At 62.0% G+C, this 21,809-nt stretch carries 23 protein-coding genes and 1 tRNA gene; 13 read left to right on the top strand and 11 right to left on the bottom strand.

Annotation, left to right across the window (positions count from 1 at the left end; all coding sequences use genetic code 11):
* Nucleotides 1-19: 19 nt before the first annotated feature.
* From AB8B20_RS21020 to AB8B20_RS21000, 5 genes are read right to left on the bottom strand one after another with little or no spacing between them, the layout of a single operon-like run.
* Entirely contained in the window at nucleotides 20-625 is a 606-nt protein-coding gene (locus AB8B20_RS21020; protein ID WP_439074101.1) for a K(+)-transporting ATPase subunit C, read from the bottom strand.
* Nucleotides 626-636: 11 nt separating this feature from the next.
* Nucleotides 637-2,760, bottom strand: a complete 2,124-nt coding sequence (kdpB, locus tag AB8B20_RS21015; RefSeq protein WP_439074102.1) for a potassium-transporting ATPase subunit KdpB — start codon at nucleotides 2,758-2,760, stop codon at nucleotides 637-639.
* Nucleotides 2,761-2,780: 20 nt separating this feature from the next.
* On the bottom strand, nucleotides 2,781-4,484 hold the full coding sequence (gene kdpA, locus AB8B20_RS21010; RefSeq protein WP_439074103.1) for a potassium-transporting ATPase subunit KdpA: 1,704 nt from the start codon (nucleotides 4,482-4,484) through the stop codon (nucleotides 2,781-2,783).
* A 28-nt stretch (nucleotides 4,485-4,512) separates the two neighbouring features.
* Nucleotides 4,513-4,602 (bottom strand): K(+)-transporting ATPase subunit F, encoded by a 90-nt coding sequence (locus AB8B20_RS21005; protein ID WP_081421711.1) that lies wholly within the window; start codon nucleotides 4,600-4,602, stop codon nucleotides 4,513-4,515.
* Between the two features lie 10 nt (nucleotides 4,603-4,612).
* Nucleotides 4,613-4,771: a hypothetical protein gene (locus tag AB8B20_RS21000; RefSeq protein ID WP_439074104.1), complete on the bottom strand. Its 159-nt coding sequence runs from the start codon at nucleotides 4,769-4,771 to the stop codon at nucleotides 4,613-4,615.
* A gap of 211 nt (nucleotides 4,772-4,982) precedes the next feature.
* Between AB8B20_RS21000 and AB8B20_RS20995 the strand changes: the two genes are divergently transcribed.
* The 3 genes from AB8B20_RS20995 (at nucleotide 4,983) to AB8B20_RS20985 (ending at nucleotide 7,111) form a co-directional block, all read left to right on the top strand.
* Nucleotides 4,983-5,441, top strand: a complete 459-nt coding sequence (locus AB8B20_RS20995) for a hypothetical protein (protein WP_439074105.1) — start codon at nucleotides 4,983-4,985, stop codon at nucleotides 5,439-5,441.
* Nucleotides 5,442-5,513: 72 nt separating this feature from the next.
* Nucleotides 5,514-6,479 carry a 2-dehydro-3-deoxygalactonokinase gene (locus AB8B20_RS20990; RefSeq protein ID WP_439074106.1) on the top strand — a complete coding sequence of 322 codons (966 nt, stop codon included), beginning with the start codon at nucleotides 5,514-5,516 and terminating at the stop codon, nucleotides 6,477-6,479.
* Complete coding sequence (locus AB8B20_RS20985; RefSeq protein ID WP_175369383.1) at nucleotides 6,476-7,111, top strand: 2-dehydro-3-deoxy-6-phosphogalactonate aldolase; 636 nt, start codon at nucleotides 6,476-6,478, stop codon at nucleotides 7,109-7,111. Before AB8B20_RS20990 ends, AB8B20_RS20985 begins: the two co-directional genes overlap by 4 nt.
* A 149-nt stretch (nucleotides 7,112-7,260) precedes the next feature.
* Here the strand turns inward: AB8B20_RS20985 and AB8B20_RS20980 are convergent.
* A tRNA-Leu gene (locus AB8B20_RS20980) sits at nucleotides 7,261-7,347 on the bottom strand.
* 163 nt (nucleotides 7,348-7,510) lie between these two features.
* On the opposite strand from AB8B20_RS20980, the gene AB8B20_RS20975 reads away from it, so the two are divergent.
* Nucleotides 7,511-8,479, top strand: coding sequence for a complex I NDUFA9 subunit family protein (locus AB8B20_RS20975; protein WP_439074107.1), 969 nt, complete (start codon nucleotides 7,511-7,513; stop codon nucleotides 8,477-8,479).
* A 71-nt stretch (nucleotides 8,480-8,550) separates the two neighbouring features.
* On the opposite strand, the gene AB8B20_RS20970 is transcribed toward AB8B20_RS20975, so the two are convergent.
* A complete protein-coding gene (locus AB8B20_RS20970; protein WP_170849629.1) occupies nucleotides 8,551-9,360 on the bottom strand; it encodes an undecaprenyl-diphosphate phosphatase in 810 nt (269 codons plus the stop codon).
* 205 nt (nucleotides 9,361-9,565) lie between these two features.
* Between AB8B20_RS20970 and AB8B20_RS20965 the strand changes: the two genes are divergently transcribed.
* Both AB8B20_RS20965 and queG read left to right on the top strand, forming a co-directional pair.
* The gene (locus AB8B20_RS20965; protein WP_439074108.1) at nucleotides 9,566-10,258 is read left to right on the top strand and encodes a glutathione S-transferase family protein; all 693 of its coding nucleotides are present in this window, start codon (nucleotides 9,566-9,568) and stop codon (nucleotides 10,256-10,258) included.
* The gene (gene queG / locus AB8B20_RS20960; RefSeq protein WP_439074109.1) at nucleotides 10,207-11,442 is read left to right on the top strand and encodes a tRNA epoxyqueuosine(34) reductase QueG; all 1,236 of its coding nucleotides are present in this window, start codon (nucleotides 10,207-10,209) and stop codon (nucleotides 11,440-11,442) included. The genes AB8B20_RS20965 and queG overlap by 52 nt, the downstream gene beginning before the upstream one ends.
* Here the strand turns inward: queG and AB8B20_RS20955 are convergent.
* Together AB8B20_RS20955 and AB8B20_RS20950 are read right to left on the bottom strand one after the other, a co-directional pair.
* Nucleotides 11,402-11,872 carry a nuclear transport factor 2 family protein gene (locus AB8B20_RS20955; protein ID WP_439074110.1) on the bottom strand — a complete coding sequence of 157 codons (471 nt, stop codon included), beginning with the start codon at nucleotides 11,870-11,872 and terminating at the stop codon, nucleotides 11,402-11,404. The two genes, queG and AB8B20_RS20955, sit on opposite strands and share 41 nt — an antisense overlap.
* Before the next feature lie 65 nt (nucleotides 11,873-11,937).
* A complete protein-coding gene (locus AB8B20_RS20950) occupies nucleotides 11,938-12,720 on the bottom strand; it encodes an alpha/beta hydrolase (RefSeq protein ID WP_439074111.1) in 783 nt (260 codons plus the stop codon).
* 309 nt (nucleotides 12,721-13,029) lie between these two features.
* On the opposite strand from AB8B20_RS20950, the gene infC reads away from it, so the two are divergent.
* Entirely contained in the window at nucleotides 13,030-13,569 is a 540-nt protein-coding gene (infC, locus tag AB8B20_RS20945) for a translation initiation factor IF-3 (RefSeq protein WP_086936983.1), read from the top strand.
* A 113-nt stretch (nucleotides 13,570-13,682) separates the two neighbouring features.
* Here the strand turns inward: infC and AB8B20_RS20940 are convergent, their stop codons facing one another.
* The gene (locus AB8B20_RS20940; protein ID WP_170849628.1) at nucleotides 13,683-13,829 is read right to left on the bottom strand and encodes a hypothetical protein; all 147 of its coding nucleotides are present in this window, start codon (nucleotides 13,827-13,829) and stop codon (nucleotides 13,683-13,685) included.
* Nucleotides 13,830-14,122: 293 nt separating this feature from the next.
* On the opposite strand from AB8B20_RS20940, the gene rpmI reads away from it, so the two are divergent.
* The 6 genes from rpmI (at nucleotide 14,123) to AB8B20_RS20910 (ending at nucleotide 20,227) form a co-directional block, all read left to right on the top strand.
* Nucleotides 14,123-14,323: a 50S ribosomal protein L35 gene (rpmI, locus tag AB8B20_RS20935; protein ID WP_068730283.1), complete on the top strand. Its 201-nt coding sequence runs from the start codon at nucleotides 14,123-14,125 to the stop codon at nucleotides 14,321-14,323.
* 68 nt (nucleotides 14,324-14,391) lie between these two features.
* Entirely contained in the window at nucleotides 14,392-14,751 is a 360-nt protein-coding gene (gene rplT / locus AB8B20_RS20930) for a 50S ribosomal protein L20 (RefSeq protein ID WP_068730282.1), read from the top strand.
* Between the two features lie 206 nt (nucleotides 14,752-14,957).
* On the top strand, nucleotides 14,958-16,040 hold the full coding sequence (pheS, locus tag AB8B20_RS20925) for a phenylalanine--tRNA ligase subunit alpha (protein WP_089263024.1): 1,083 nt from the start codon (nucleotides 14,958-14,960) through the stop codon (nucleotides 16,038-16,040).
* Nucleotides 16,037-18,442, top strand: coding sequence for a phenylalanine--tRNA ligase subunit beta (gene pheT, locus AB8B20_RS20920; protein WP_439074112.1), 2,406 nt, complete (start codon nucleotides 16,037-16,039; stop codon nucleotides 18,440-18,442). The genes pheS and pheT overlap by 4 nt, the downstream gene beginning before the upstream one ends.
* Entirely contained in the window at nucleotides 18,439-19,206 is a 768-nt protein-coding gene (locus AB8B20_RS20915) for a TSUP family transporter (protein WP_439074113.1), read from the top strand. The genes pheT and AB8B20_RS20915 overlap by 4 nt, the downstream gene beginning before the upstream one ends.
* Before the next feature lie 73 nt (nucleotides 19,207-19,279).
* Nucleotides 19,280-20,227 carry an MBL fold metallo-hydrolase gene (locus tag AB8B20_RS20910; RefSeq protein ID WP_439074114.1) on the top strand — a complete coding sequence of 316 codons (948 nt, stop codon included), beginning with the start codon at nucleotides 19,280-19,282 and terminating at the stop codon, nucleotides 20,225-20,227.
* A 25-nt stretch (nucleotides 20,228-20,252) separates the two neighbouring features.
* Here AB8B20_RS20910 and AB8B20_RS20905 read toward each other — a convergent pair whose 3' ends face one another.
* A complete protein-coding gene (locus tag AB8B20_RS20905; RefSeq protein ID WP_439074115.1) occupies nucleotides 20,253-21,656 on the bottom strand; it encodes a flavin monoamine oxidase family protein in 1,404 nt (467 codons plus the stop codon).
* Between the last annotated feature and the right edge of the window lie 153 nt (nucleotides 21,657-21,809).

The raw sequence follows: 21,809 nt of genomic DNA, 5'->3' as shown, positions 1-21,809 counted from the left end.
AGGCTAGGGCCTAGACGGCCTATTGCGGTGAGGCGGCATCCAGCGCGAGATTCAAGGCGAGAACGTTAACGCGCGGTTCGCCGAGCAAGCCACCAAAGCGGCCTTCTGTCTTTTCGGTCACCAGCTGACGGACGCGGTCCTCCGGCAGCTTGCGCGCCTTGGCGACGCGAGGCACCTGAAACAGCGCGCCCTCCGGCGAAATGTTCGGGTCGAGACCACTGCCCGAGGTGGTCACGAGATCGATCGGCACCGGCATCGACGGGTTCTCTGCCTTCAGTTTCTCGACGTCCTCCTTCACGCGGTCGATCAGCGCCTTGCTGGTCGGGCCGAGATTGGAGCCCATCGAGTTGATGGCATTGTAAGGCTGCGGCACCGTCTTGGTGGAATCCTGCGGGTCAGGACCCAGGGTCGCCGACGGGCGGCCGTGGAAGTATTCCTCACCCTTGAATTCCTGCCCGATCAGGGACGAGCCAACAACCTTGCCGTCCCGTTCGATGAGGCTGCCTTGCGCCTGGTTCGGCATGATCGCTTCGGCGACGCCCGTCATCGCGAGCGGATAAGCGAGGCCGGTGATGGCCGTGAGACCGAGCAGCAGAACGATGGCCGGACGAATTTCTCTCAACATAACGTAACTCCTCAAACCAGGTGCAGGGCGGTGACGACGAGGTCGATCGCCTTGATACCGATGAACGGAATGATGATGCCGCCGAGGCCGTAGATCAGCAGGTTGCGGCCGAGCAGTGCGCCGGCGCCGATCGGGCGATAGGCGACGCCTTTCAGGGCGAGCGGGATCAGCGCGATGATGATGATCGCGTTGAAGATGATGGCCGACAGGATGGCACTCTGCGGGCTCGCCAGCTTCATGACATTGAGCGCTTCAAGCTGCGGATAGAAGGCGAGGAAGATCGCCGGGATGATGGCGAAATACTTCGCCACGTCATTGGCGATCGAGAACGTGGTCAGCGCACCTCGCGTCATCAGGAGCTGCTTGCCGATTTCGACGACCTCGATGAGCTTGGTCGGATTGGAGTCCAGATCGACCATGTTGCCCGCCTCGCGCGCCGCCTGCGTGCCGGTGTTCATCGCGACGCCCACATCGGCCTGCGCCAGTGCCGGCGCGTCGTTGGTGCCGTCGCCGCACATCGCCACCAACTTGCCCTTGGCCTGCTCGTCGCGGATAAGCTGCAGCTTATCCTCGGGTGTCGCCTGCGCCAGGAAATCATCGACGCCGGCTTCGGCTGCGATGGCTGCAGCGGTCATCGGATTGTCGCCGGTGATCATGATGGTGCGGATGCCCATGCGGCGCAGCTCGGCGAAACGCTCACGGATGCCGCCCTTGACGATGTCCTTCAGATGGATGACGCCGAGCAGCTTGCCATCGCGCGCAACCGCCAACGGAGTGCCGCCGCCCTTTGCAATCTCGTCGGAGATCGCCTGGATTTCACGTGCCGTGTCCGACATCGCGGCCGGCTGCATCGCACGCACGGTGTTGCCGGACGCCACGGCGAACGACGCGCCACCGTTGACGTAAGCGAGTATCGAATCCACCGCTCCCTTGCGGACCGACGAACCACCGGCATCGACACCACTCATCCGGGTCTGTGCGGTGAACGGCACGAAAGTCGCTGACAGTTCGGCCATGTCGCGGCCGCGGATGCCGTATTTCTCCTTGGCCAGCACGACGATTGAGCGGCCTTCCGGGGTTTCGTCCGCGAGCGATGCAAGCTGCGCCGCATCGGCCAGTTCCTGTTCGGTCACGCCGCGCACCGGACGGAAGGCTGTCGCCTGACGATTGCCCAGCGTGATGGTGCCGGTCTTGTCGAGCAGCAGCGTATCGACGTCGCCGGCAGCTTCCACCGCACGACCGGACATCGCCAGCACATTGAAGCGCACCAGACGATCCATGCCGGCAATGCCGATCGCCGACAACAGCGCGCCGATGGTGGTCGGGATCAGGGTCACGAACAAAGCCACCAGCACCACCACCGAGATCGAACCACCGGCATAGGCCGCATAGCTCGGAATCGTCACCGTCGCGAACACGAAGATGATGGTAAGGCCGACCAAGAGAATGTTCAGCGCGATCTCGTTCGGTGTTTTCTGCCGCTCGGCGCCTTCGACCAGCTTGATCATGCGGTCGATAAAAGTCGAGCCTTGCGCCGCGGTGATGCGGACGCGAATCCAGTCGGACAGCACCTGCGTGCCGCCGGTGACCGCCGAGCGATCGCCGCCGGATTCACGAATGACAGGTGCGGACTCGCCGGTGATCGCCGCCTCATTAACTGAAGCCACGCCTTCAATCACTTCACCGTCGGACGGGATGTTATCGCCGGCTTCCACCAGAACGACATCGCCGACCTTCAGGCTGGTGCCCGAGACCATGCGATAGCTCTTGTCGCCGCTGTCGCTGCCGGTGAGTAGCTTGGCCTGGCTTTCGGTGCGGGTCTTCTTCAGCGATTCCGCCTGCGCCTTGCCGCGGCCTTCGGCGACGGCTTCGGCAAAGTTGGCGAAAAGCACCGTGAACCAGAGCCAGAGGATGATCTGGAATGCAAATCCCAGATCGCTTCCGCCGGTGATGACGTTCTTGATGAAGATCACCGTGGTGAGTGCGGCGACGACCTCGACCACGAACATCACGGGATTCTTGATCATCAGCCGCGGATCAAGCTTTTTGAAAGCCGAGCCGATGGCTGGGATGACAATTTTCGAATCGAGCATGGCCGAGACCGGCACCCGCTTCTGCAGTTTCAACGTTTCCATGGACATAACTCCAAATCCGATCAGAACAGGGTGCTGGCGGTCATCGCGAGGTGCTCGACGATCGGCCCGAGCGCGAGTGCCGGGAAGAAGGTGAGACCGCCGATGATCAGAATCACGCCGATGACGAGGCCGACGAACAATCCGCCGGTGGTCGGCAAGGTGCCGGCCGAAGCCGGGATCGACTTCTTAGCGGCCAATGATCCGGCCAGCGCCATGGCTGGCACGATCATGAAGAAGCGGCCGACGAACATCGAGCTCGCCAGTGTGAGGTTGTAAAAGAAGGTATTGCCGGTGAGCCCGCCGAAGGCCGAGCCGTTATTGCCGGTGGCCGAGGTGAAGGCGTAGAGCACTTCGGTGAAGCCATGCGGCCCAGCATTGGCCATGGAGGCCACGGCCGAGGGCAGCACCACCGCCACCGCGGTCCAACCGAGATACATCAGCGGCAGGACGAGAATGGCGAGCATCGCCATCTCTACTTCGCGCGCCTCGATCTTCTTGCCGACATATTCCGGTGTGCGACCGACCATCAGACCAGCGACGAAGATCGCCAGTACGACGAACAGCAGCATGCCATAGAGACCGGCACCGACGCCGCCAACGATGATCTCGCCGAGCTGCATATTGATCAGCGGAATCATGCCGCCAATCGCTGTAAACGAGTCATGCATCGCATTGACCGCACCGCAGGACGCCGCCGTGGTGATGACCGCGAACAGGCTGGAGGCGACGATGCCGAAGCGCAGCTCCTTGCCTTCCATATTGCCGCCGGTGAGGCCGAGTGCATTCAGGCCTGTGGTGCCCGAGGCTTCGGCGCCATAGGTGACGGCAACGCCGGTAATGAACAGCACACCCATCACGGCCAGAATCGCCCAGCCTTGCCTGGGGTTGCCGACCATGCGGCCGAACACATTGGTCATCGCCGCACCCAGCGCGAAGATCGAGATCATCTGGATGAAGTTCGACAGCGCCGTCGGGTTCTCGAATGGATGCGCCGCATTGGCGTTGAAGAAGCCGCCGCCATTGGTGCCGAGCATCTTGATGGCAACCTGCGACGCAACGGGGCCAACCGCGATGGTCTGCTTCGCACCTTCAAGCGTCGTCGCATCGACATAGGCGCCGAGCGTCTGCGGCATGCCCTGCCAGACCAGGAACAGCGTGTAGACGATGCAGATCGGCAGCAGCACATAGAGCGTGCAACGGGTAATATCGACCCAGAAATTACCGATGGTGCGCATCGACGACCGTGCGAAGCCGCGGATCAGTGCCACGGCCAACGCGATGCCGGCCGCCGCCGACAGGAAGTTATGTACCGTCAGACCCAGCATCTGGGTCAGATACGACATGGTGCTTTCGCCGCCGTAGTTCTGCCAGTTGGTGTTGGTGATGAAGGAGATCGCGGTGTTGAAGGAGAGATCTTCGGCGACCGCGGACTGCCCGGCAGGATTGAACGGCAGCACGGCCTGCAGCCGCATGATCGCGTAGAGACCGAGGAAGCCGACCACATGAAACAGCAGCATAGCAACCGTATAGGTCAGCCAGTGCTGCTCACGTTTCTCGTCGACGCCACCGATCCAGTACAGACCGGCTTCGACCGGCCGCAGAATCGGAGAGAGGAACGTACGCTCGCCGTTGAAGACTGATGTCATGTAGCCGCCGAGCGGCTTCACCAGCGCGAGAACCACCGCGCAGTACAGAGCAATTTGAATCCAGCCAATCATTGTCATGTCAGTTGACCTTTTGAGGTGCGCGCGCTCAGAACCGCTCGGGTCGCAGCAGCGCGTAAGTGAGGTAGATCAGCAATGCCGCGGACACGAAGCCGGCGAGCGTGTAATCGAAAATCATGATGCGCTCCTCACAGCCGCTCGCAGGCATAGGCGTAGCCCAGGGTGAGAATGAAAAAGCCGAGCCCGAGGGCCAGCATGACGATGTCCAGCATGGAATGCTCCTGATGCAATGACTGCAGCGGCACGGAGCAAACGGCTCGCGCGCCCGATGCACGATCAGGTGCCATTCAGGACGTAGGTTTTCGAGATGAGGCCAGCAGCGAACTTATAGGAATCTCATAAAGACGCGGCGGAGCGCATGCGCTTGCGCCGCTAGTCCTCGGGTGCTTATGCAGCCTTTATATCTTCGTGCCCGAAGCTGCCTCGTATTCAAATGACGGACTACGGATATTGCATGATGCGGTCTTCCGAAGATCGCGCTGTTCATGGAGACCCGTCATGTCGTTCATCTCGATTCAGCGAACGCCCCTTTCCGATGCGCCCTCCGAAACGGCTCCGCTTGACGCTACGAGTTTCACCGCGATCTGCCTCGCCGCCTGCAAGCGCCTGCCGACAATGCGCCGCACAACGGAGGCCCAGCGCCTCGATCGCCTGGTCACTGCCGGCGCCTGGACCGATGCCGCGCTTGCCTTGATCGCGATCGAACTGCCGCGGTGGCAACTGCGTCGGCTCGCTTATGACGAAGGTGAATGGCATTGCGCTCTCTCGAACCAGCGTGACCTTCCTGACTGGTTGGACAGCGCCGTCGAGACGCATCACCCAGACATGGCGATGGCGATCCTGGATGCATTTCGCGCTGTTGTTAGCCGCGAAGGCACGCCGCATCTGACGCAAGCGCCCGTGCGCGTAATCCAACCCACCGATTCCGAGCCGATGCTGTGTGAGAATTACTGTTGAGCGAAGAGGGTCGGTACGAAATGCCGTAGCTTGACCGCCGCGAACAGACTTCCAAGAGTGAGGCTTTCGGCTATGCTCGGCACAAATTCGTGCCATGACAAGCCAGAGCAAAACGTGACAGCAGACAAACCGGCCTTCGTCGCGGTCGATTGGGGCACCAGCAGCTTTCGAGGCTGGTTGATGGCCGCCGATGGCAGCGTGCTTGCGGAGACGCGCGGGCCTGAAGGCATGCTGCATTGCGCGGCTGCAGGCTTCGCTCCGGTGCTCGCTGATCATCTTGCCAAACTTGGCGGAATGCAGAACGTGCCTGTGTTGATCTGTGGTATGGCCGGCGCACGACAGGGCTGGATCGAGGCGCCCTATCTGCACACACCGACACGCCTCGACGCCTTGCACGACGGTGCGCAGCGTGTCGACACGCAAGGCGACGTGCGTATCCTACCCGGCATCGCGCAAGCCGACGCCGCGGCACCCGACGTCATGCGCGGCGAAGAGACGCAACTGCTCGGCGTGACCGAACCCGACTTCACCGGTCTGGTCTGCATTCCCGGCACCCATAGCAAATGGGTCTGGATCGACGCCGGCAGCGTGGTGTCATTCACGACCTATATGACCGGCGAGCTCTTTTCGGTCATCACTCAACACAGCATCCTGAAACACGCAGTGGATCACGACGCACCGTCGCCCGCCGCGAATGATGCGTTCCGCGATGGCCTGCAACGCGCGATCGATGCGCCGGTCGGCTTGACCGCCTCGCTATTCAACCTGCGCGCGGCGCAACTGCTTGGCTTCCAGCAACAGGCGGATGGCGCGGCACGCCTGTCGGGCCTGCTGATCGGCGCGGAAATCGCCGATGCCGGATCGCGCTATGGCACGCGGCATCCGGTGCGCCTGATCGGCGCCGGCGCGCTCAAGGATCTCTATGCGTCGGCGCTTGCAGCTGCCGGCTTCGAGGTCGCCATCGTTGATGCCGAACGCGCGTCGCAACACGGCCTGACCAAGGCCGCAATTCATCTGTGGGGAGCTCAGTTCACATGAACCAGCCAATCCGTTGGCCCACCGTGAAGCGTCCGCTCGTCGCCATTCTGCGCGGCGTGCAGCCCGACGAGGTGGAGAGCATCGTCGAGACGTTGATCGACACCGGCTTCGAGATGATCGAAGTGCCGCTGAACTCGCCCGATCCGTTCGATTCCATCGCACGGATCTGCAAACGATTTGGCAACGACACCCTGATCGGCGCCGGCACTGTCCTCACCGCGAATGACTGCGCCCGCGTCGCCGATGTCGGCGGGCGTCTGATGGTGAGTCCGAATGTCGACGTCGATGTGCTGGCAATGGCGGCGAGCCGCGGCATGGTCACGATGCCCGGCGTGTTCTCGCCGACCGAAGCTTTCCTCGCGCTCCGCGCCGGTGCGTCCGCCCTGAAATTCTTTCCGGCGTCGATCCTCGGCCCGTCCGGTATCGCCGCCATTCGCGCGGTTCTGCCCAGGGATGTCGTGATCGGGGCTGTTGGTGGTGTTTCCGATCGGAATTTCGCGGACTATGTCGCCGCCGGCATACAGGCCTTCGGCCTTGGCAGCAGCCTGTACCGGCCTGGAATGAGCGCTATCGAGGTGAAGGCGACCGCGCAGGCGTCTGTCGTGGCTTATGATCAGGCGATGGCCCGCTAGAAGCAGAGTGCAATGTCTGTTCGCGGTTGGCGCCCGCTTCGCGGCGGCGGCAACGCAGAAACACCTCCGCGCCCGCAGGCATCGACCGCGCGGCCCCAAACTGTCAAATTTATTGAATTGCTCTGAATATCAGAGACTTAGGAGCACCGTGGTGCCCAGGAAAGGACTCGAACCTTCACGGCCGTTAAGCCACTGGCACCTGAAGCCAGCGCGTCTACCAATTCCGCCACCTGGGCACGTGCGAGGCACGTGGCGCGGTTAGTAGGGGGCCGTTACGCGCTTGTCAAATTGCTTCGTTCAATTCCAAATCCGCTGTACAGGCCCCGCGCGTTGGCGTATCGCGAATTGGTCTAAATTCCCCCGTTTTGCCCTTGCATGACTGACTCAAGGAACTGATCCATGGCTGCCCCCATCGACACCCTCGTTACGGTTTTCGGCGGATCCGGCTTCGTGGGACGCCATGTGGTCCGCGCGCTGGCGAAGCGCGAATACCGGATCAGGGTCGCCGTGCGCCGGCCGGAACTGGCCGGCCATCTGCAACCGCTTGGCCGTGTCGGACAGATCAATATCGTTCAGGCCAATCTGCGCCACCCCGCCTCGATCAAGGCCGCGATGCGCGACGCCAGCATCGTCGTCAATCTGGTGGGTATCCTGACCGAAAGCGGCGCGCAGACCTTTGATGCCGTGCAGGCGCGAGGCGCCGGCGCGGTCGCGCAGGCTGCCGCCGAGATCGGCGCGCGGATGGTGCAGTTTTCAGCCATCGGCGCCGATGCCGATTCCGAATCGGCCTATGCCCGTGCCAAGGCGGCCGGCGAGCAGGCCGTGCTGGCGGCTGTGCCTTCCGCGACCATCCTGCGCCCGTCGATCGTGTTCGGCCCCGAGGATCAGTTCACCAATCGATTTGCCAATCTCGCCCGGATGGCCCCGGTGATGCCGGTGTTCGGCGCCACGACCAAGATGCAGCCGGTCTATGTGGGCGATGTCGCCCAGGCTGCGGCCGATGCCGTCGACGGCAAGACCAGGCCGGGCGCCACCTATGAACTTGGCGGCCCGGAAGTGCTGACGATGAATGAAATCATCGAGATCATTCTGACCACCATCGAGCGCAAGCGCATGACGCTGCCGGTGCCGACGGCCATCGCCAAGCTGCAGTCCTATTTCCTGCAATTCGCCCCTGGCGACTTCAAGCTGACGCCGGATCAGGTCGCCATGCTTGGTGTCGACAATGTGGTGTCGGAAGCCGCCAAGGCGGCCGGTCTAACGCTGGATGGCCTGGGTATTGCCGCTGATTCGCTTGAAGCGATTGCGCCACAATATCTCTGGCGCTTCCGCGCCACCGGTCAGTTCGCGCATAACGGCATAAACTGACGATGTCGTCCCCGCCTGGCACGCCGAAGGCGTGCGCGGAGCGGGGATGACAGCAGGATGTTTGGCAAAATTCAGTAGCCCAGCGCCAGCGCGATCAGGCCGAGCGTACCGACGATCACGCGCCACCATGCGAACAACGCGAAGCCGTGGCGGGTCACGTAGCCGAGAAAGCTTTTCACCACGATGATCGCGGTGATGAACGACACCACGAAACCGATGGCGATGATCACGCCGTGATCGACCGAGAGATCGGCGCGGCTCTTGTAGAGATCGTAGACGAAAGCGCCGACCATGGTCGGGATCGCCAGGAAGAACGAGAACTCCGCCGCTGCGCGCTTTTCAGCACCGAGCAGCATAGCGCCGACGATGGTCGCGCCGGAGCGCGACACGCCGGGAATCATCGCCACGCACTGCGCCAGACCGATCTTCAGATACATCGGCAATGGAAATGTCGTGGCATCGTGATGTACCGGCTCAAGATCGAGCTGATCGACCCAAAGCAGGATCGCGCCGCCGACGATCAGCGAAAAGCACACGACCCACGGATTGAACAGATAGCTTTTGACATAGCCGCCCGCAGCCGCGCCGATGATCGCGGCAGGCAGGAACGCGATCAGCACGCCGATCACGAAACGGCGCGCAGCAGCATCGCCTTTGAACAGGTTCAGCGCGATATGCCACAACTTGCCGAAGTAAAGTGCAAGGATCGCCAGAATGGCGCCGAGCTGGATCAGCACGGCGAAGCTTTTCCAGAAATTGTCCTCGCCCAGATCGAAGAAGCGTTCCGCGAGCAGCAGATGCCCCGTTGAGGAAACCGGCAGGAACTCGGTGACACCCTCGACAATGCCGAGAATCACCGCCCTTATCGCATCAGACATCATCCGCTTATCTGTCCTTCGTCAGTGTGGGCCTGAAAAAGCCGGGTTCTTCTCGCCTATTCCCTTCATTGCTGCAATCGCAAATACCATCACATTCGCGGGTTGCCTCAGAGCCAAGCTTCGCTAGTTTGGCGCGCGCCGCGTGACACTTTTACCACCGACGCAACCGAGACGCTTTCTTAACGACCGCATAACTATCAAGGCCCGCATGTACACGCTTTACCATCACTCGTTCTGTCCGCATTCCCGCTTCATTCGTCTCGTACTCGGCGAATACGGACTCGACCTCACACTGGTGGACGAGCGGCCGTGGGATCGGCGCGAGGCATTTCTGGCGCTCAATCCTGCGGGAACTACGCCTGTGCTGCTCACCGACGGTTTCCCGCCGATTCCTGGCGCCGGGATCATCGCCGAATATATCGACGAGACCCATGGACCGGAGATGGGCGATCGTCGCCTGCTGCCTGTCGCGATGGCGGAACGCATCGAAGTGCGCCGGCTGATGGCGTGGTTCAACGAGAAATTCTTCGAGGAAGCGTCCAGCCCACTGGTCACCGAGCGCATCTACAAGCGCTTCATGAGCGAAGAGGTCGGCGGCGGCGCCCCGGCGATGGATGTGATTCGCGCAGCCACCGCAAATGTGCGCTATCATCTGGCCTATATCGGCTGGCTGGCGCGGACACGCAATTTTCTGGCCGGTGACCGACTGACTTATGCGGATCTGGTCGCGGCAGCTCATCTGTCGGCGATTGACTATCTGGGCGATGTGCCATGGAGCGAGGACGACGCAGCGAAGGCGTGGTACGCGCGGGTGAAATCCCGTCCGTCGTTCCGACCGCTGCTGAGCGAATGGCTGGCGGGCGTGCCGGCATCGCGGACCTATGTGGATCTCGATTTCTGAGTCCATCCGCTGACGACGACCGCGCCACGCTTCCCGCCGATCTCAAGGATAGGCTGACGCGCGAAGCGAAGGCGCTTGGCTTCGATTCAATCGGGATCACCGATCCAGATGCCATCGCCGGCGTGCGCGAGCGGCTGCAGGAATTTCTCAATGCCGGCGCCCATGGTGACATGGAGTGGCTTGCCGACAATCCGGACCGCCGCGCCGACCCCAAGGTGATGTGGCAGGACGTGCGCTCCGTCATCATGCTCGGCGTCAATTACGGCCCCGACGAGAACCCGCTCGAAATCCTCAAGCAGCGCTCGCACGCCGCAATCTCGGTCTATGCCCGCGGCGACGACTATCATGATCTCATCAAGAAGCGCCTGAAGCTGCTGGCGCGCTGGCTGATCGCGCAGGCTGGCGGCGACGTCAAAGTGTTCGTCGATACGGCCGCCGTGATGGAGAAGCCGCTCGCCGGCGCGGCAGGATTGGGCTGGCAGGGCAAGCATACCAATCTCGTCTCGCGCGAATTCGGCTCGTGGCTGTTTCTCGGCGCGATCTTCACCACGCTCGAACTGCCGCGCGATGCGCGCACCATCGATCACTGCGGCTCGTGCCAGGCCTGTCTCGACAGTTGCCCGACATCGGCCTTCCCGGCGCCTTACAAACTCGATGCGCGGCGCTGCATTTCCTATCTCACGATCGAGAACAAGGGCCCGATCCCGCGCGAATTCCGCAAGCCCATGGGCAATCGCATCTATGGCTGCGACGATTGCCTCGCCGCCTGCCCATGGAACAAATTCGCCCAGGAAGGCCGCGAGATCAAACTCGCCGCACGCGATGAGTTGCGCGCGCCGTCGCTGGCCGAACTTGCGAAGCTCGACGATGCGGCTTTCCGCACGTTCTTTACGAAGTCACCCGTGAAGCGTATCGGCCGCAACCGTTTCATCCGCAATGTGCTGATCGCCATCGGCAATTCAAACGACCTGTCGCTGATGGACGACGCGCAGCGACTGCTCGGCGATGAAAGCCCTATGGTCCGCGGGGCAGCAGTGTGGGCGTTGTCGCAACTGATGCCTGCGGATGCGTTTGCTGCATTGGCTGTGCAGTTCGCCGAAGCCGAACAGGACGAGAGCGTCGGTAGCGAGTGGCGACTGGCGCTCAGTTCGTCAGATGTCGCGCCATCTCCGGCCGCGCTTTGAGCGCAGCGCTCTGCTTGCCGACGATCTTGGCGATGCGTTCCGGCGCGAAATGCAGATCGACGAAGGCCGGTGCCGTATTGGCCACTTCGTGATAGCTCACGATCTTGCCGTCACGCAGCGTCATGATCGCAACGCCCTCGAACATCGCGCGGCCGCCATTGGCTTCCGGGAGTTTCGAGCGATAACTGAATGTATAGCGCGCATAGAGCGTGGTGCCGTCGCTGACGGGCGTGTGCATGTCCCAACGAAAATCTTCCGCGGTCCGATAGAACCAGTCATCGACCATGTCGGCGATTTTCACGCGGCCTTCGAATGCGCCGTAGAAGACGTCGTGATAGACGCCGTCTTCAGTGAACAGCGCAGCGAAGCTCTGGCCGTCACGCTGTTCAACGGCATCGCAAAATGCGCGCAAGAGTGCCGTAGCGTCCATCCGAATTCCTCCCGCTGATTGTCGCTCTTTTCAGGCGAGCCTATTCAACGGTACGGGTGATGCAATCAAAACTCCGCCACAGCCGACAATAGTCGCGCAATGTCCTGCGGGCGTGACAGCCGATGGTCGCCGTCCTGGATCATGGTCAACACGACATCTTCGCTCGGCAGCCGTTCGGTCAGCCGGAAAGCGTGCTGCCAGGGCACGTCGGGGTCCTGCCTGCCTTGCAAAATCCGCACGGGGCAACCGACATCGATCGTACCGCCGAGCAGCAGGTGATTGCGCCCCTCTTCGATCAACCGCCGCGTGATCGGATAGGGCTCGCCATATTCCGACGGGCGCAGCCATTGGCCGGTGGTCTCGATCTCCGCGCGGATTTCCGGCGAGAAGCCTTTCCACATCAGCTCTTCGGTGAAATCCGGCGCCGGCGCGATCAGCACCAGGCCCTTCAGCGTCGCGCGCCCTACTTTGCCGCGTCGGGCCAGCGCGCGCGCCAGCAGGAGTGCCATCCAGCCGCCCATCGACGAGCCAATCACCACCTGCGGCCCCTGACAGGCCGCATCGAACGCCGCGAGGCCATCCTCCAGCCATTGGCCGATGGTCCCATCGACGAAATCGCCGCCGGATTCACCATGGCCGGAATAATCGAAACGTACACAGGCCCGGCCATGGTCGGCGGCCCAGGCGTCGAGCGCCACCGCCTTGCCACCCTGCATGTCGGATTTGAAGCCGCTCATCCAGAACAGGCCCGGAGCAGCGCCGTCGCGGACCCGCATCGCGATCTGGCGGCGGCTACTGCCTGTACCTGCCGTGATGAAAGTGGGGTCGGTTGATACCGCTGTGCTCATCAAACCATCCTTGCTCGACCCTGAAATGCCGATTGCTGTTTGATTGAGCAGGTCGGGATCGTCAACGTCGATATCATCCCAGGGAACGTCCGCCTCGATGCCGCGTTGCGCTCCTGTCAACCACGGCTTGCAGAACGGGCCGGGGAACTCTATTTGAGCAAGGTCAGCGGTGTACGACGCCTATGGCCTTTCGCGTGACGAAATTGCCTCGTATTTGAGTGATTGGCGCTGCGTTGCGTGAGTTTGCTTGCTCCAAACGCCTTATTCCTTCACACTGCGGCCTTCCTAAACAACATTGGAGAGTTACCCATTCGCCGTCCCAACAGAGCCCCGCCCGCCGCAACCAAAGACGGGCCGCGCACCAACGATGAAATTCGCAATCTGCAGATCCAGCTGATTGATCAGACCGGCCTCAACCACGGCACCGTGGAAACCATTGCTGCGATCAAGATGGCGATGGAAGCCGGTATGGATCTGGTCGAGATTTCGCCGAATGTGAGCCCCCCCGTCTGCAAGATCATGGACTACGGGAAGTTCAAATATTCGGCGCAGAAGAAGGCCGCCGAGGCCCGCAAGAAGCAGAAGATCGTCGAAATCAAGGAGATCAAGCTCCGCCCGATGATCGATGATCATGACTACGACGTGAAAATGCGCGCAATGCAGCGCTTCTTCGAAGAAGGCGACAAGGTGAAAATCACCTTGCGCTATCGTGGCCGCGAAATGGCGCACCAGGAAATCGGTACCAAGCTGCTCGACAAGGTCAAAGCAGACGTCGCCGAATACGCCAAGGTGGAGCAGGACGCGCGCTTCGAAGGTCGTCAAGTGGTGATGGTACTTGCACCGCGCTGATCACAGCGCCAACTGACCTTAACGAGGTTGGTAATCAGAAATTTCGGCCCGTCAGATTTCTGGCGGGCCTTTTTTCTTTGGGCGTATTCTGAGATCGTCCGGAGCTGGGCGGCTCAGCCCGAAATGAGGGCGAGTGCACCGGCCAGCGCGAGTGCCGCAGCAAGCCCCGCAGCAGCAAACATCAAGCGGGTGGCGGTCTGAGCAGCAGCATCTTGCTGGATGGCAACCGCCCTTGCGGCGGCACGTGCATTCCGGGCCATTGTCGTCGTCCCTCTGTTTCTCTGGTCCGGATCACATAGGCATCCGGGGCGCGTCGGACCAGTCTGAAGCCATGCGCTAAACAGAGTGTTGAGCCGCGTTAATCGTTGCCATCGGAGCATTCCTCTGCCATAAGCGCAACCTTCGTCGCCCGGCTGATTAAGGGCTGCCGTGTCGACGACTGTGCTGACTTCCCGCAAACGGCGGTTAGTTGAGCATTTTCAACGCTCTAACGAGCATTTTAGCCGACGCAACGCCTTTCGGGGCGCTTTCTGCGTGGCCATAGGAGAGCCAAATGCCCAAGCTGAAGACCAAGTCGGGCGCTAAAAAGCGCTTTAAAGTCACCGGAACGGGTAAGGTCATGGCCGCCCATGCCGGTAAGCGCCACGGTATGATCAAGCGGACGAAGAAGCAGATTCGTCAGCTCCGCGGCACCCGCGTGCTGTTCAAGACCGACGGCGACAACATCAAGCAGTACTTTCTGCCAAACGCCTGATCGCCCTTACGCCGCTTCATTGCGGCGGATATCACCCCTTTTGTTATTTCAGATGAAGGAGATCAGTCATGGCTCGCGTAAAACGCGGTGTGACGGCTCACGCCAAGCATAAGAAAGTCTACAAGGCCGCCAAGGGTTTCCGCGGTCGCCGCAAGAACACCATTCGCGCCGCAAAGGCCGCCGTCGACAAGGCCGGCCAATATGCGTTCCGCGATCGCAAGCGCAAGAAGCGTACGTTCCGCGCGCTCTGGATCCAGCGTCTCAACGCTGCCGTCCGTCCGCTCGGCATGACCTACAGCGTGTTTATCAACGGTCTCGCCAAGTCCGGCGTGACGGTCGACCGCAAGGTGCTCTCGGATCTCGCGATCAACGAGCCGGCGGCGTTCAACGCGATTGCTGAGAAGGCCAAAGCTGCACTCGCAGCCTAAGCCAGCAAAGGCCGCACTGGCGGCCTGAGCTCTCCACACCGCGTATTCATCGACATTGTCATGGCCGGGCAGAAGCGTTCACGCGCTCCTGTCCCGGCCATTGACGTCTTAATCCCTGTGATACCCGTGCTGTAGAAGCTGGTGCCCGGCCTTCCGTCGGACGCGCAGACAGCAAGAGGCGCCCGCCTCTCTCATCGAGGTTGCTGATGTCCGATCTGACGACGCTCCAACAGACTATTCTGGCCGATATTGCCAATGCCTCCGACGAAGCCGCCCTGGAAGCCGTGCGCGTCGGCGCGCTCGGCAAGAAGGGTTCGATCTCCGCGCTGTTGTCGACTCTCGGCAAGATGACGCCAGAAGAACGCAAGACCGAAGGCGCGGCCATCAACCTGGCCAAGGACACCGTCACGCAAGCGCTGACCGCGCGCCGCGATGTGTTGAAATCCGCAGCCCTCGATGCACGTCTCGCTTCCGAGACCATCGACGTGACGCTGCCGCTGCGCGATGGCCCCGCTGAACTCGGCCGCATTCATCCGCTCAGCCAGACCTGGGACGAATTGACGACGATCTTCGCCGATATGGGCTTCGCCGTCGCCGAAGGTCCGGACATCGAGACCGACGACTACAACTTCACCAAACTGAACTTCCCCGAGGGCCACCCTGCCCGCGAGATGCACGACACCTTCTACTTCAATCCGAAGGAAGACGGCTCGCGCCTGCTGCTACGCACGCATACGTCACCGGTGCAGGTGCGCACCATGCTGAGCCAGCAGCCGCCGATCCGCGTGATCTGTCCGGGCCGCACCTATCGCAGCGACTCTGACCAGACTCACACGCCGATGTTCCATCAGGTCGAGGGCCTGGTCATCGACAAGGGTTCGCATCTCGGTCACCTCAAATGGATCCTGCACGAATTCTGCAAGGCTTTCTTCGAGGTCGACAACGTCAATATGCGCTTCCGTCCGTCGTTCTTCCCATTCACGGAGCCGTCGCTGGAAGTCGATATCCAGTGTCGCCGCGACAAGAACGAGATCCGCTTCGGCGAAGGCGAAGACTGGCTCGAGATTCTCGGCTGCGGCATGGTGCATCCGAATGTGCTACGCGCCTGCGGCATCGATCCCGACGTGTATCAGGGCTTCGCCTGGGGCATGGGCATCGATCGCATCGCAATGCTGAAATATGGCATGGCTGACCTGCGCCAACTGTTCGAGGGTGACGTGCGCTGGCTCAATCACTATGGCTTCAAGCCGCTTGAAGTACCGACGCTGGCCGGAGGACTGAGCACGTGAAATTCTCCCTCTCCTGGCTGAAAGATCATCTCGAGACCGACGAGTCGCTTGAGAAACTGGCCGACAAGCTCACCATGATCGGACTTGAGGTCGAGCATATCGACGACAAGGCGAAGCTGTTGAAGCCGTTCACGATTGCGGAGATCGTCACAGCCGAGAAGCACCCGAATGCCGACAAGCTGCGCGTTTGCACCGTCAATGTCGGCGACGACAAACCCCTGCAGATCGTCTGCGGTGCGCCGAATGCGCGCGCGGGGCTGAAGACCGTCCTGGCCAGGCCCGGCACTTATATCCCGGGCAAGGATTTCACTATCGGTCTCGGCAATATCCGCGGCGTCGAAAGCCAGGGCATGATGTGCTCGGCTGGTGAGCTCGGCCTTCCCGATACGATCGATGGCATCATCGAACTGCCCGCCGATGCGCCCGTCGGCGCGATTTACCCCGACTGGGCCAAGCTCGGCGATCCCGTCATAGAAATCAATCTGACGCCTAATCGTCAGGATTGCACCGGTGTGTCCGGCATCGCCAGGGATCTCGCCGCGGCCGACATGGGCGTGTTCAAGAATCCCGGCATCAAGCCGATCAAGGGCGAATTCCCCTGCCCGGTGAAAGTCACCGTCGAAGACGCCAAGCTGTGCCCCGGCTTCGCACTGCGTCTCGTGCGCGGCGTCAAGAACGGCCCATCGCCGGAGTGGCTGCAGAAGAAGCTGACCTCCATCGGCCTGCGCCCGATCAATGCGCTGGTCGACATCACCAACTTCCTGACCTTCGACCGCGCCCGTCCGCTGCATGTGTTCGACGCCGCCAAGGTGAAGGGCGATATCGTGGTACGCCGCGCACGTGACGGCGAGACGCTGCTCGCGCTCGACGGCAAGACATACACGCTCGACAGCAAGGCCTGCGTCATCGCCGACGACAATGGTGTCGAGTCGCTCGCCGGCATCATGGGCGGCGAAGCGTCGGGCTGTTCGGAAGACACCACTGATGTACTGATCGAATCCGCGCTGTGGAACGAGATCAATATCGCGCAGACCGGCCGCAGGCTCGGGATCAATTCCGACGCGCGTTATCGGTTCGAGCGCGGCGTCGATCCGGTCTTCATGGTGCCCGGTCTCGAACTGGCAACCAAGCTGGTGATGGAACTGTGCGGCGGCGCACCGTCGGAGAGCATCGTCGTTGGCAAGCCCTACGGCGACGACCGTATCATCGACTTCCCGATTGCCGAGGTGAAGCGCCTCGCCGCCATCGACGTGCCATTCCCGGAGATGCGACGCATCCTGACGCATCTCGGCTTCATGGCGGCCGGCAGCGGCCCCGTGGTGAAGGTCGCAGTGCCGTCATGGCGTAGCGACGTGACCGGCAAGGCCGACATCGTCGAAGAAGTCATGCGCATCTTCGGCGTCGACAAGGTGCCGATGACGCCATTCCCGCGCGGCGATGCCCCGCGCAAGCCGGTACTGACGCAGATCCAGCAGCGCACCCGCCGCGCCAAGCGTGGACTGGCCGCGCGCGGCCTCGTCGAGGCCGTGACATGGTCGTTCATTTCGAAGCCGCATGCCGAGGTGTTCGGCGGCGGCGCGCCGGAACTGGCGCTGGCCAACCCGATCGCCTCCGACCTCTCCGACATGCGGCCGAGCCTGTTGCCCGGACTGATCGCAGCCGCTCAGGCCAATGCGCATCGCGGTTCGTCCGACCTCGCGCTGTTCGAAGTCGGCCAGATCTTTCGCGGCGATCGCCCGCAAGATCAGTTCATGGCTGCATCCGGCGTGCGGCGTGGCCTCGCCTCGTCGGCTGGCAACGGCCGTCATTGGTCAGGCGCCAGCGCTGCGAACGCACTCGACGCCAAGGCCGATGCCTTTGCAGTTCTCGCAGCCGCAGGTGCACCGATGCAGGCGCTGCAGATCGTCGCCGGTGGCGCGAACTGGCTGCATCCCGGCCGTTCGGGTACGATCCAGATCGGACCGCAGAACGTCCTCGGTTATTTCGGCGAGTTGCACCCGCGCACGCTCGAAGCACTCGGTGCCGACGGCCCGTTGATGGCGTTCGAAGTGATCCTCGATCGCATTCCCGACGCCAAGCAGAAGGCGACCCGCGCCAAACCGACTTTGGAGCTCTCGGCGTTCCAGCCTGTGTCACGCGACTTCGCTTTCATCGTCGATCGCAAGGTCAGGTCCGGTGACATCCTCCGTGCGGCAGCCGGCGTGGACAAGAAGCTGGTCACCGATGTGACGGTGTTCGACGTCTACGAAGGCAAGGGCATCGACGACGACAAGAAGTCGGTGGCAATTGCGGTCACGATCCAGCCGCGCGAGAAGACGCTGACTGATCAGGAAATCGATGCGGTGGCAGCGAAGATCGTGGCGGAAGTAACGAAGAAGACGGGCGGCACGTTACGCGCATGATGGAATCACTCGGCCTGGTCCAGTATTCGACCACGTCGCTCGTTTTTATCACCGTCACCGCCTTCATCGCCGGACTGGCCCGCGGGTTTTCGGGCTTCGGTTCGGCGCTGATCTTCATGCCGCTCGCCTCAAGCGTGGCGGGCGCGCAGGTCGCGTCGCCCTTGCTGCTGCTGATCGACTTCTCGACCACGCTGACGCTGATCCCGAACGCCGCAAGACGAGCCGACAGGCGCGACGTCAGCATCATTTCGCTGGGCGCACTTATTGGCGTGCCACTCGGCACGATGGCCTTAGCCTGGGCCGATCCGCTGACCGTTCGCTGGGGCATCGTCGCACTGATCGTCACGATGCTGACGCTACTGATCTCCGGCTGGCGCTATCCCGGTAAGCCGACCGTTCCAGTGACGGTCAGTGTCGGCGGCGTCGCCGGCTTTTTTGGTGGCTTGGCGCAACTCGGCGGCCCGCCGATAGTGATGTATTGGCTGCGAGACGCGGCAGTCGCTGCCGTCACCCGCGCAAATATCATCCTGTACTTCGCGGTCGCAGACGTCTTGATCATCATCAGCTATACGATCGGCGGATTGTGGAGTTCCGCCATTCTCGGCCTCGCGGTGATTACCGGACCACTGTTCGGTCTCGGCCTCTGGCTCGGCTCGAAACTGTTTGGCAAGGCCAGCGATGAGCTGTTCCGCAAGATCTGCTACGCGCTGATCGCCGTCTCGGCGCTGATCAGCCTGCCGCTGTTCGACGGGATATTTCACTGACGCTTGCGTGACTTGCGGCGCCAGCCGCCGCGGCGCTAGGGTCTCTCCAATTCAAGAACAACGGGAGAAGACCATGATCGATCGCCGCGACATGCTGAAGTTTGCCGCTGCCGGCGCCATGGTCCTCGCGGCGCGCCCCACGCTGGCGCAGACGCCAGCAAAACCGCGCACCAGGATCATATTTCTCGGCACCAAGGGCGGCCCACGCGTCGGCGTCGGTGCATCCAATCCCGCCAACCTCGTTGTCGTCAACGACACGCCATTCGTGATCGATTGCGGCATGGGCGTCAGCCGGCAACTGGTCAATGCCGGCGTGCCGCTTCCCTCGGTGAAGTATATCTTCATCAGCCACCACCATTCCGATCACAATCTGGAATACGGCAACTTGTTCTACAATGCTTGGGCCGCAGGCCTCTCGACGCCGATCCACTCGTTTGGTCCCAAGGGCATCGAGGCAATGACCCGGACTTACTGGGAGTTGAACAAATTCGACGTTGATACCCGCATCGAAGATGAAGGCCGCCCCGATCCGCGGCCGTTGCTCGTTGCCAAGGATATCGCGGAGGATGGCGTGGTGTTGCAGACCGCCGACGTCAAGGTGACAGCGTTTCGCACTCCGCATCCGCCGATCGTCGACAGCTTCGCCTACAAATTCGAGACGCCCGACGGCGTCATCGTGTTCTCCAGCGACACCGCTTACAACCCAAAGCTCGCAGAGTTCGCCAAGGGAGCGGACGTGCTGGTGCATGAGGCACTTTACGTGCCCGCTGTTGACCGGCTGGTGATCAAGACGAAGAACGGCGCGACGCTGAAAAAACATTTGATGGAAAGCCACACCACCACCGAGGATGTCGGCCGCATCGCCGCCGCGGCTGGCGTGAAGGTGCTGGTGCTCAGCCACTTCGTGCCGGGCGACGATCCTGAAGTCACCGACGAGAACTGGATCGAAGGAGCGCGAAAGAATTTTTCCGGCAAGATCATCGTGGCCAAGGATCTGATGCAGCTGGCGCTACCGGTGTAGCGCCAATAGCAGCCTTACGTCGCGGCTACTCCGACCCCGCTCCGCTCGACCGCTGCCGCCGCTGCTTCGTCCGCACCGGCTTGTCTGGTTCCGGCTCTTTCATTGCGCCGATCTTCTTGAGCGCCGCCTCTGCTGCGCGCTCGCCGCTTTCCCATGCGCCATCGACCGTGCCCCACAATGTTTCGTGCGTGGCTTCGCCGGCAAGGAACAGATTGCCCATAGGCTCAGCCAATACGCGGCGCGAGGCCTGGCCACCCGGTGCGGCCCCCGACATGGCTCCGAGCACGAATGGCATCGTATCCCAGCGCGTCGTTGCAGAACGCTTGATCGCCGGTTTGATATCGGAGCCGAACAGCTTCGTCAGCCATTCAACGGCGAAAGCCACCATCGCGGCCTCGCCCTGAGTTGCAAGGTCGCGGCCGAACGCGCCCGCGACATCGACGGTACACAGCGATGACCCGCCAATATTCGCAAACAGCGCACCGGTACGTGTGCTCGTGCTTTGCTCGACCATCAGCTCATCGCGACCCAGCCCGAGCGGATTGCCAGTAAACTGTAGCGCGATACGGTCATAGCTGCCGAGGCTGAGTTTTGCCGCCGCGTCGAGCTGCCGCTTTGGCAGTTCCGGCGTGAACTTGATTGTCCCCGACGACAACACATTGCTTGATGCGGTGATGATCACCGCCCGCGCCGCAATGCGCCCTGACGCCGTCTCAACGCCGATGTCGCGTCCGCTCCAGGTCACGCGCGTCGCAGGGGTCGACAGCGCCACCGGAACGGCCTCGCCGAGCTTGCCCATCAACGCGCCGAGCCCCTGGCGCGTGGCAACATCGATGGCGCGATCCTGCGCGCGAGAGAGATCCAGCGTCGAGAGATCCTTGAGGTCCTTGCCGGTCGCATAGGCCCCGAGCACGAAATCGATCGTGCCCGCCCAGTCCCCGAGGTCCTTCGGCAGCGCCGCGGCGCAGGAGATGTCGGCACGGCGCGCTGCTTCGTCGATGGCGCGATTGGCCCGCACCACCGCAGCGAGCAATTCCTCGGTCTCGCCGGCGCGAGCATTACGACGGCCGATGCGCAGCTTCTGACTCGGCGGCGATGGCGCGACATCGATTCCCACCGGCCGGGCAAGCTTCACCACTGCGTTGGTTTCCGGCGTGTGCAGCCAGCGCGCGCCGCGATCGAACGGGGCGTCGAAACTTGTCGCGTCTGTCATGCACCGTCCGCCAATCCGGCTGGAGGCCTCGATCACGATCACCTTGCGATTGGCCGCCTGGATGCGACGCGCCGCAGCGATGCCCGCTGCGCCCGCGCCAATCACGACAATGTCAGCATCCCGCGGCAGCGACGCGGCCAATGTCCTTGCGCCGAACAGCGGCACAAGTGTCAATGCTGCGGACGCCGACAGGAAATCTCGGCGTGAAATCGTCATGACATGGTTTCCGAAATTTTATGATGCATGAGAACGTCTCGCGAACCTTGCCGTATTCGAGGGTGTGCGGCAACCATCGTGGTGAATGAATTGTCACCAGCGCCGCGCGGGCATGAACCAAATTGCAATGGCTCTCGACCATGATGGAGCCAG

Origin of the sequence: Tardiphaga sp. 866_E4_N1_4 (assembly GCF_052076075.1) — a bacterium.
In the GTDB taxonomy this organism is placed as follows: domain Bacteria; phylum Pseudomonadota; class Alphaproteobacteria; order Rhizobiales; family Xanthobacteraceae; genus Tardiphaga; species Tardiphaga robiniae.
Note: the sequence above shows the minus strand (reverse complement) of the source record. Positions and strands in the feature narration are given on the sequence as shown.

Excerpts from the sequence above, each read along its gene's own strand:
- AB8B20_RS20985 (WP_175369383.1), top strand. The coding sequence starts at position 6,476 with ATGAACCAGCCAATCCGTTGGCCCACCGTGAAGCGTCCGCTCGTCGCC.
- AB8B20_RS20965 (WP_439074108.1), top strand. The coding sequence starts at position 9,566 with ATGTACACGCTTTACCATCACTCGTTCTGTCCGCATTCCCGCTTCATT.
- AB8B20_RS21000 (WP_439074104.1), bottom strand. The coding sequence starts at position 4,771 with ATGGCACCTGATCGTGCATCGGGCGCGCGAGCCGTTTGCTCCGTGCCG.
- rpmI (WP_068730283.1), top strand. The coding sequence starts at position 14,123 with ATGCCCAAGCTGAAGACCAAGTCGGGCGCTAAAAAGCGCTTTAAAGTC.
- AB8B20_RS20995 (WP_439074105.1), top strand. The coding sequence starts at position 4,983 with ATGTCGTTCATCTCGATTCAGCGAACGCCCCTTTCCGATGCGCCCTCC.
- AB8B20_RS20975 (WP_439074107.1), top strand. The coding sequence starts at position 7,511 with ATGGCTGCCCCCATCGACACCCTCGTTACGGTTTTCGGCGGATCCGGC.
- kdpA (WP_439074103.1), bottom strand. The coding sequence starts at position 4,484 with ATGACAATGATTGGCTGGATTCAAATTGCTCTGTACTGCGCGGTGGTT.
- AB8B20_RS20950 (WP_439074111.1), bottom strand. The coding sequence starts at position 12,720 with ATGAGCACAGCGGTATCAACCGACCCCACTTTCATCACGGCAGGTACA.
- rplT (WP_068730282.1), top strand. The coding sequence starts at position 14,392 with ATGGCTCGCGTAAAACGCGGTGTGACGGCTCACGCCAAGCATAAGAAA.
- AB8B20_RS20955 (WP_439074110.1), bottom strand. The coding sequence starts at position 11,872 with ATGGACGCTACGGCACTCTTGCGCGCATTTTGCGATGCCGTTGAACAG.
- AB8B20_RS21005 (WP_081421711.1), bottom strand. The coding sequence starts at position 4,602 with ATGATTTTCGATTACACGCTCGCCGGCTTCGTGTCCGCGGCATTGCTG.
- AB8B20_RS20970 (WP_170849629.1), bottom strand. The coding sequence starts at position 9,360 with ATGATGTCTGATGCGATAAGGGCGGTGATTCTCGGCATTGTCGAGGGT.
- AB8B20_RS20940 (WP_170849628.1), bottom strand. The coding sequence starts at position 13,829 with ATGGCCCGGAATGCACGTGCCGCCGCAAGGGCGGTTGCCATCCAGCAA.
- AB8B20_RS20915 (WP_439074113.1), top strand. The coding sequence starts at position 18,439 with ATGATGGAATCACTCGGCCTGGTCCAGTATTCGACCACGTCGCTCGTT.
- AB8B20_RS21020 (WP_439074101.1), bottom strand. The coding sequence starts at position 625 with ATGTTGAGAGAAATTCGTCCGGCCATCGTTCTGCTGCTCGGTCTCACG.
- kdpB (WP_439074102.1), bottom strand. The coding sequence starts at position 2,760 with ATGGAAACGTTGAAACTGCAGAAGCGGGTGCCGGTCTCGGCCATGCTC.
- queG (WP_439074109.1), top strand. The coding sequence starts at position 10,207 with ATGGCTGGCGGGCGTGCCGGCATCGCGGACCTATGTGGATCTCGATTT.
- AB8B20_RS20905 (WP_439074115.1), bottom strand. The coding sequence starts at position 21,656 with ATGACGATTTCACGCCGAGATTTCCTGTCGGCGTCCGCAGCATTGACA.
- AB8B20_RS20910 (WP_439074114.1), top strand. The coding sequence starts at position 19,280 with ATGATCGATCGCCGCGACATGCTGAAGTTTGCCGCTGCCGGCGCCATG.
- AB8B20_RS20990 (WP_439074106.1), top strand. The coding sequence starts at position 5,514 with ATGCTCGGCACAAATTCGTGCCATGACAAGCCAGAGCAAAACGTGACA.
- pheS (WP_089263024.1), top strand. The coding sequence starts at position 14,958 with ATGTCCGATCTGACGACGCTCCAACAGACTATTCTGGCCGATATTGCC.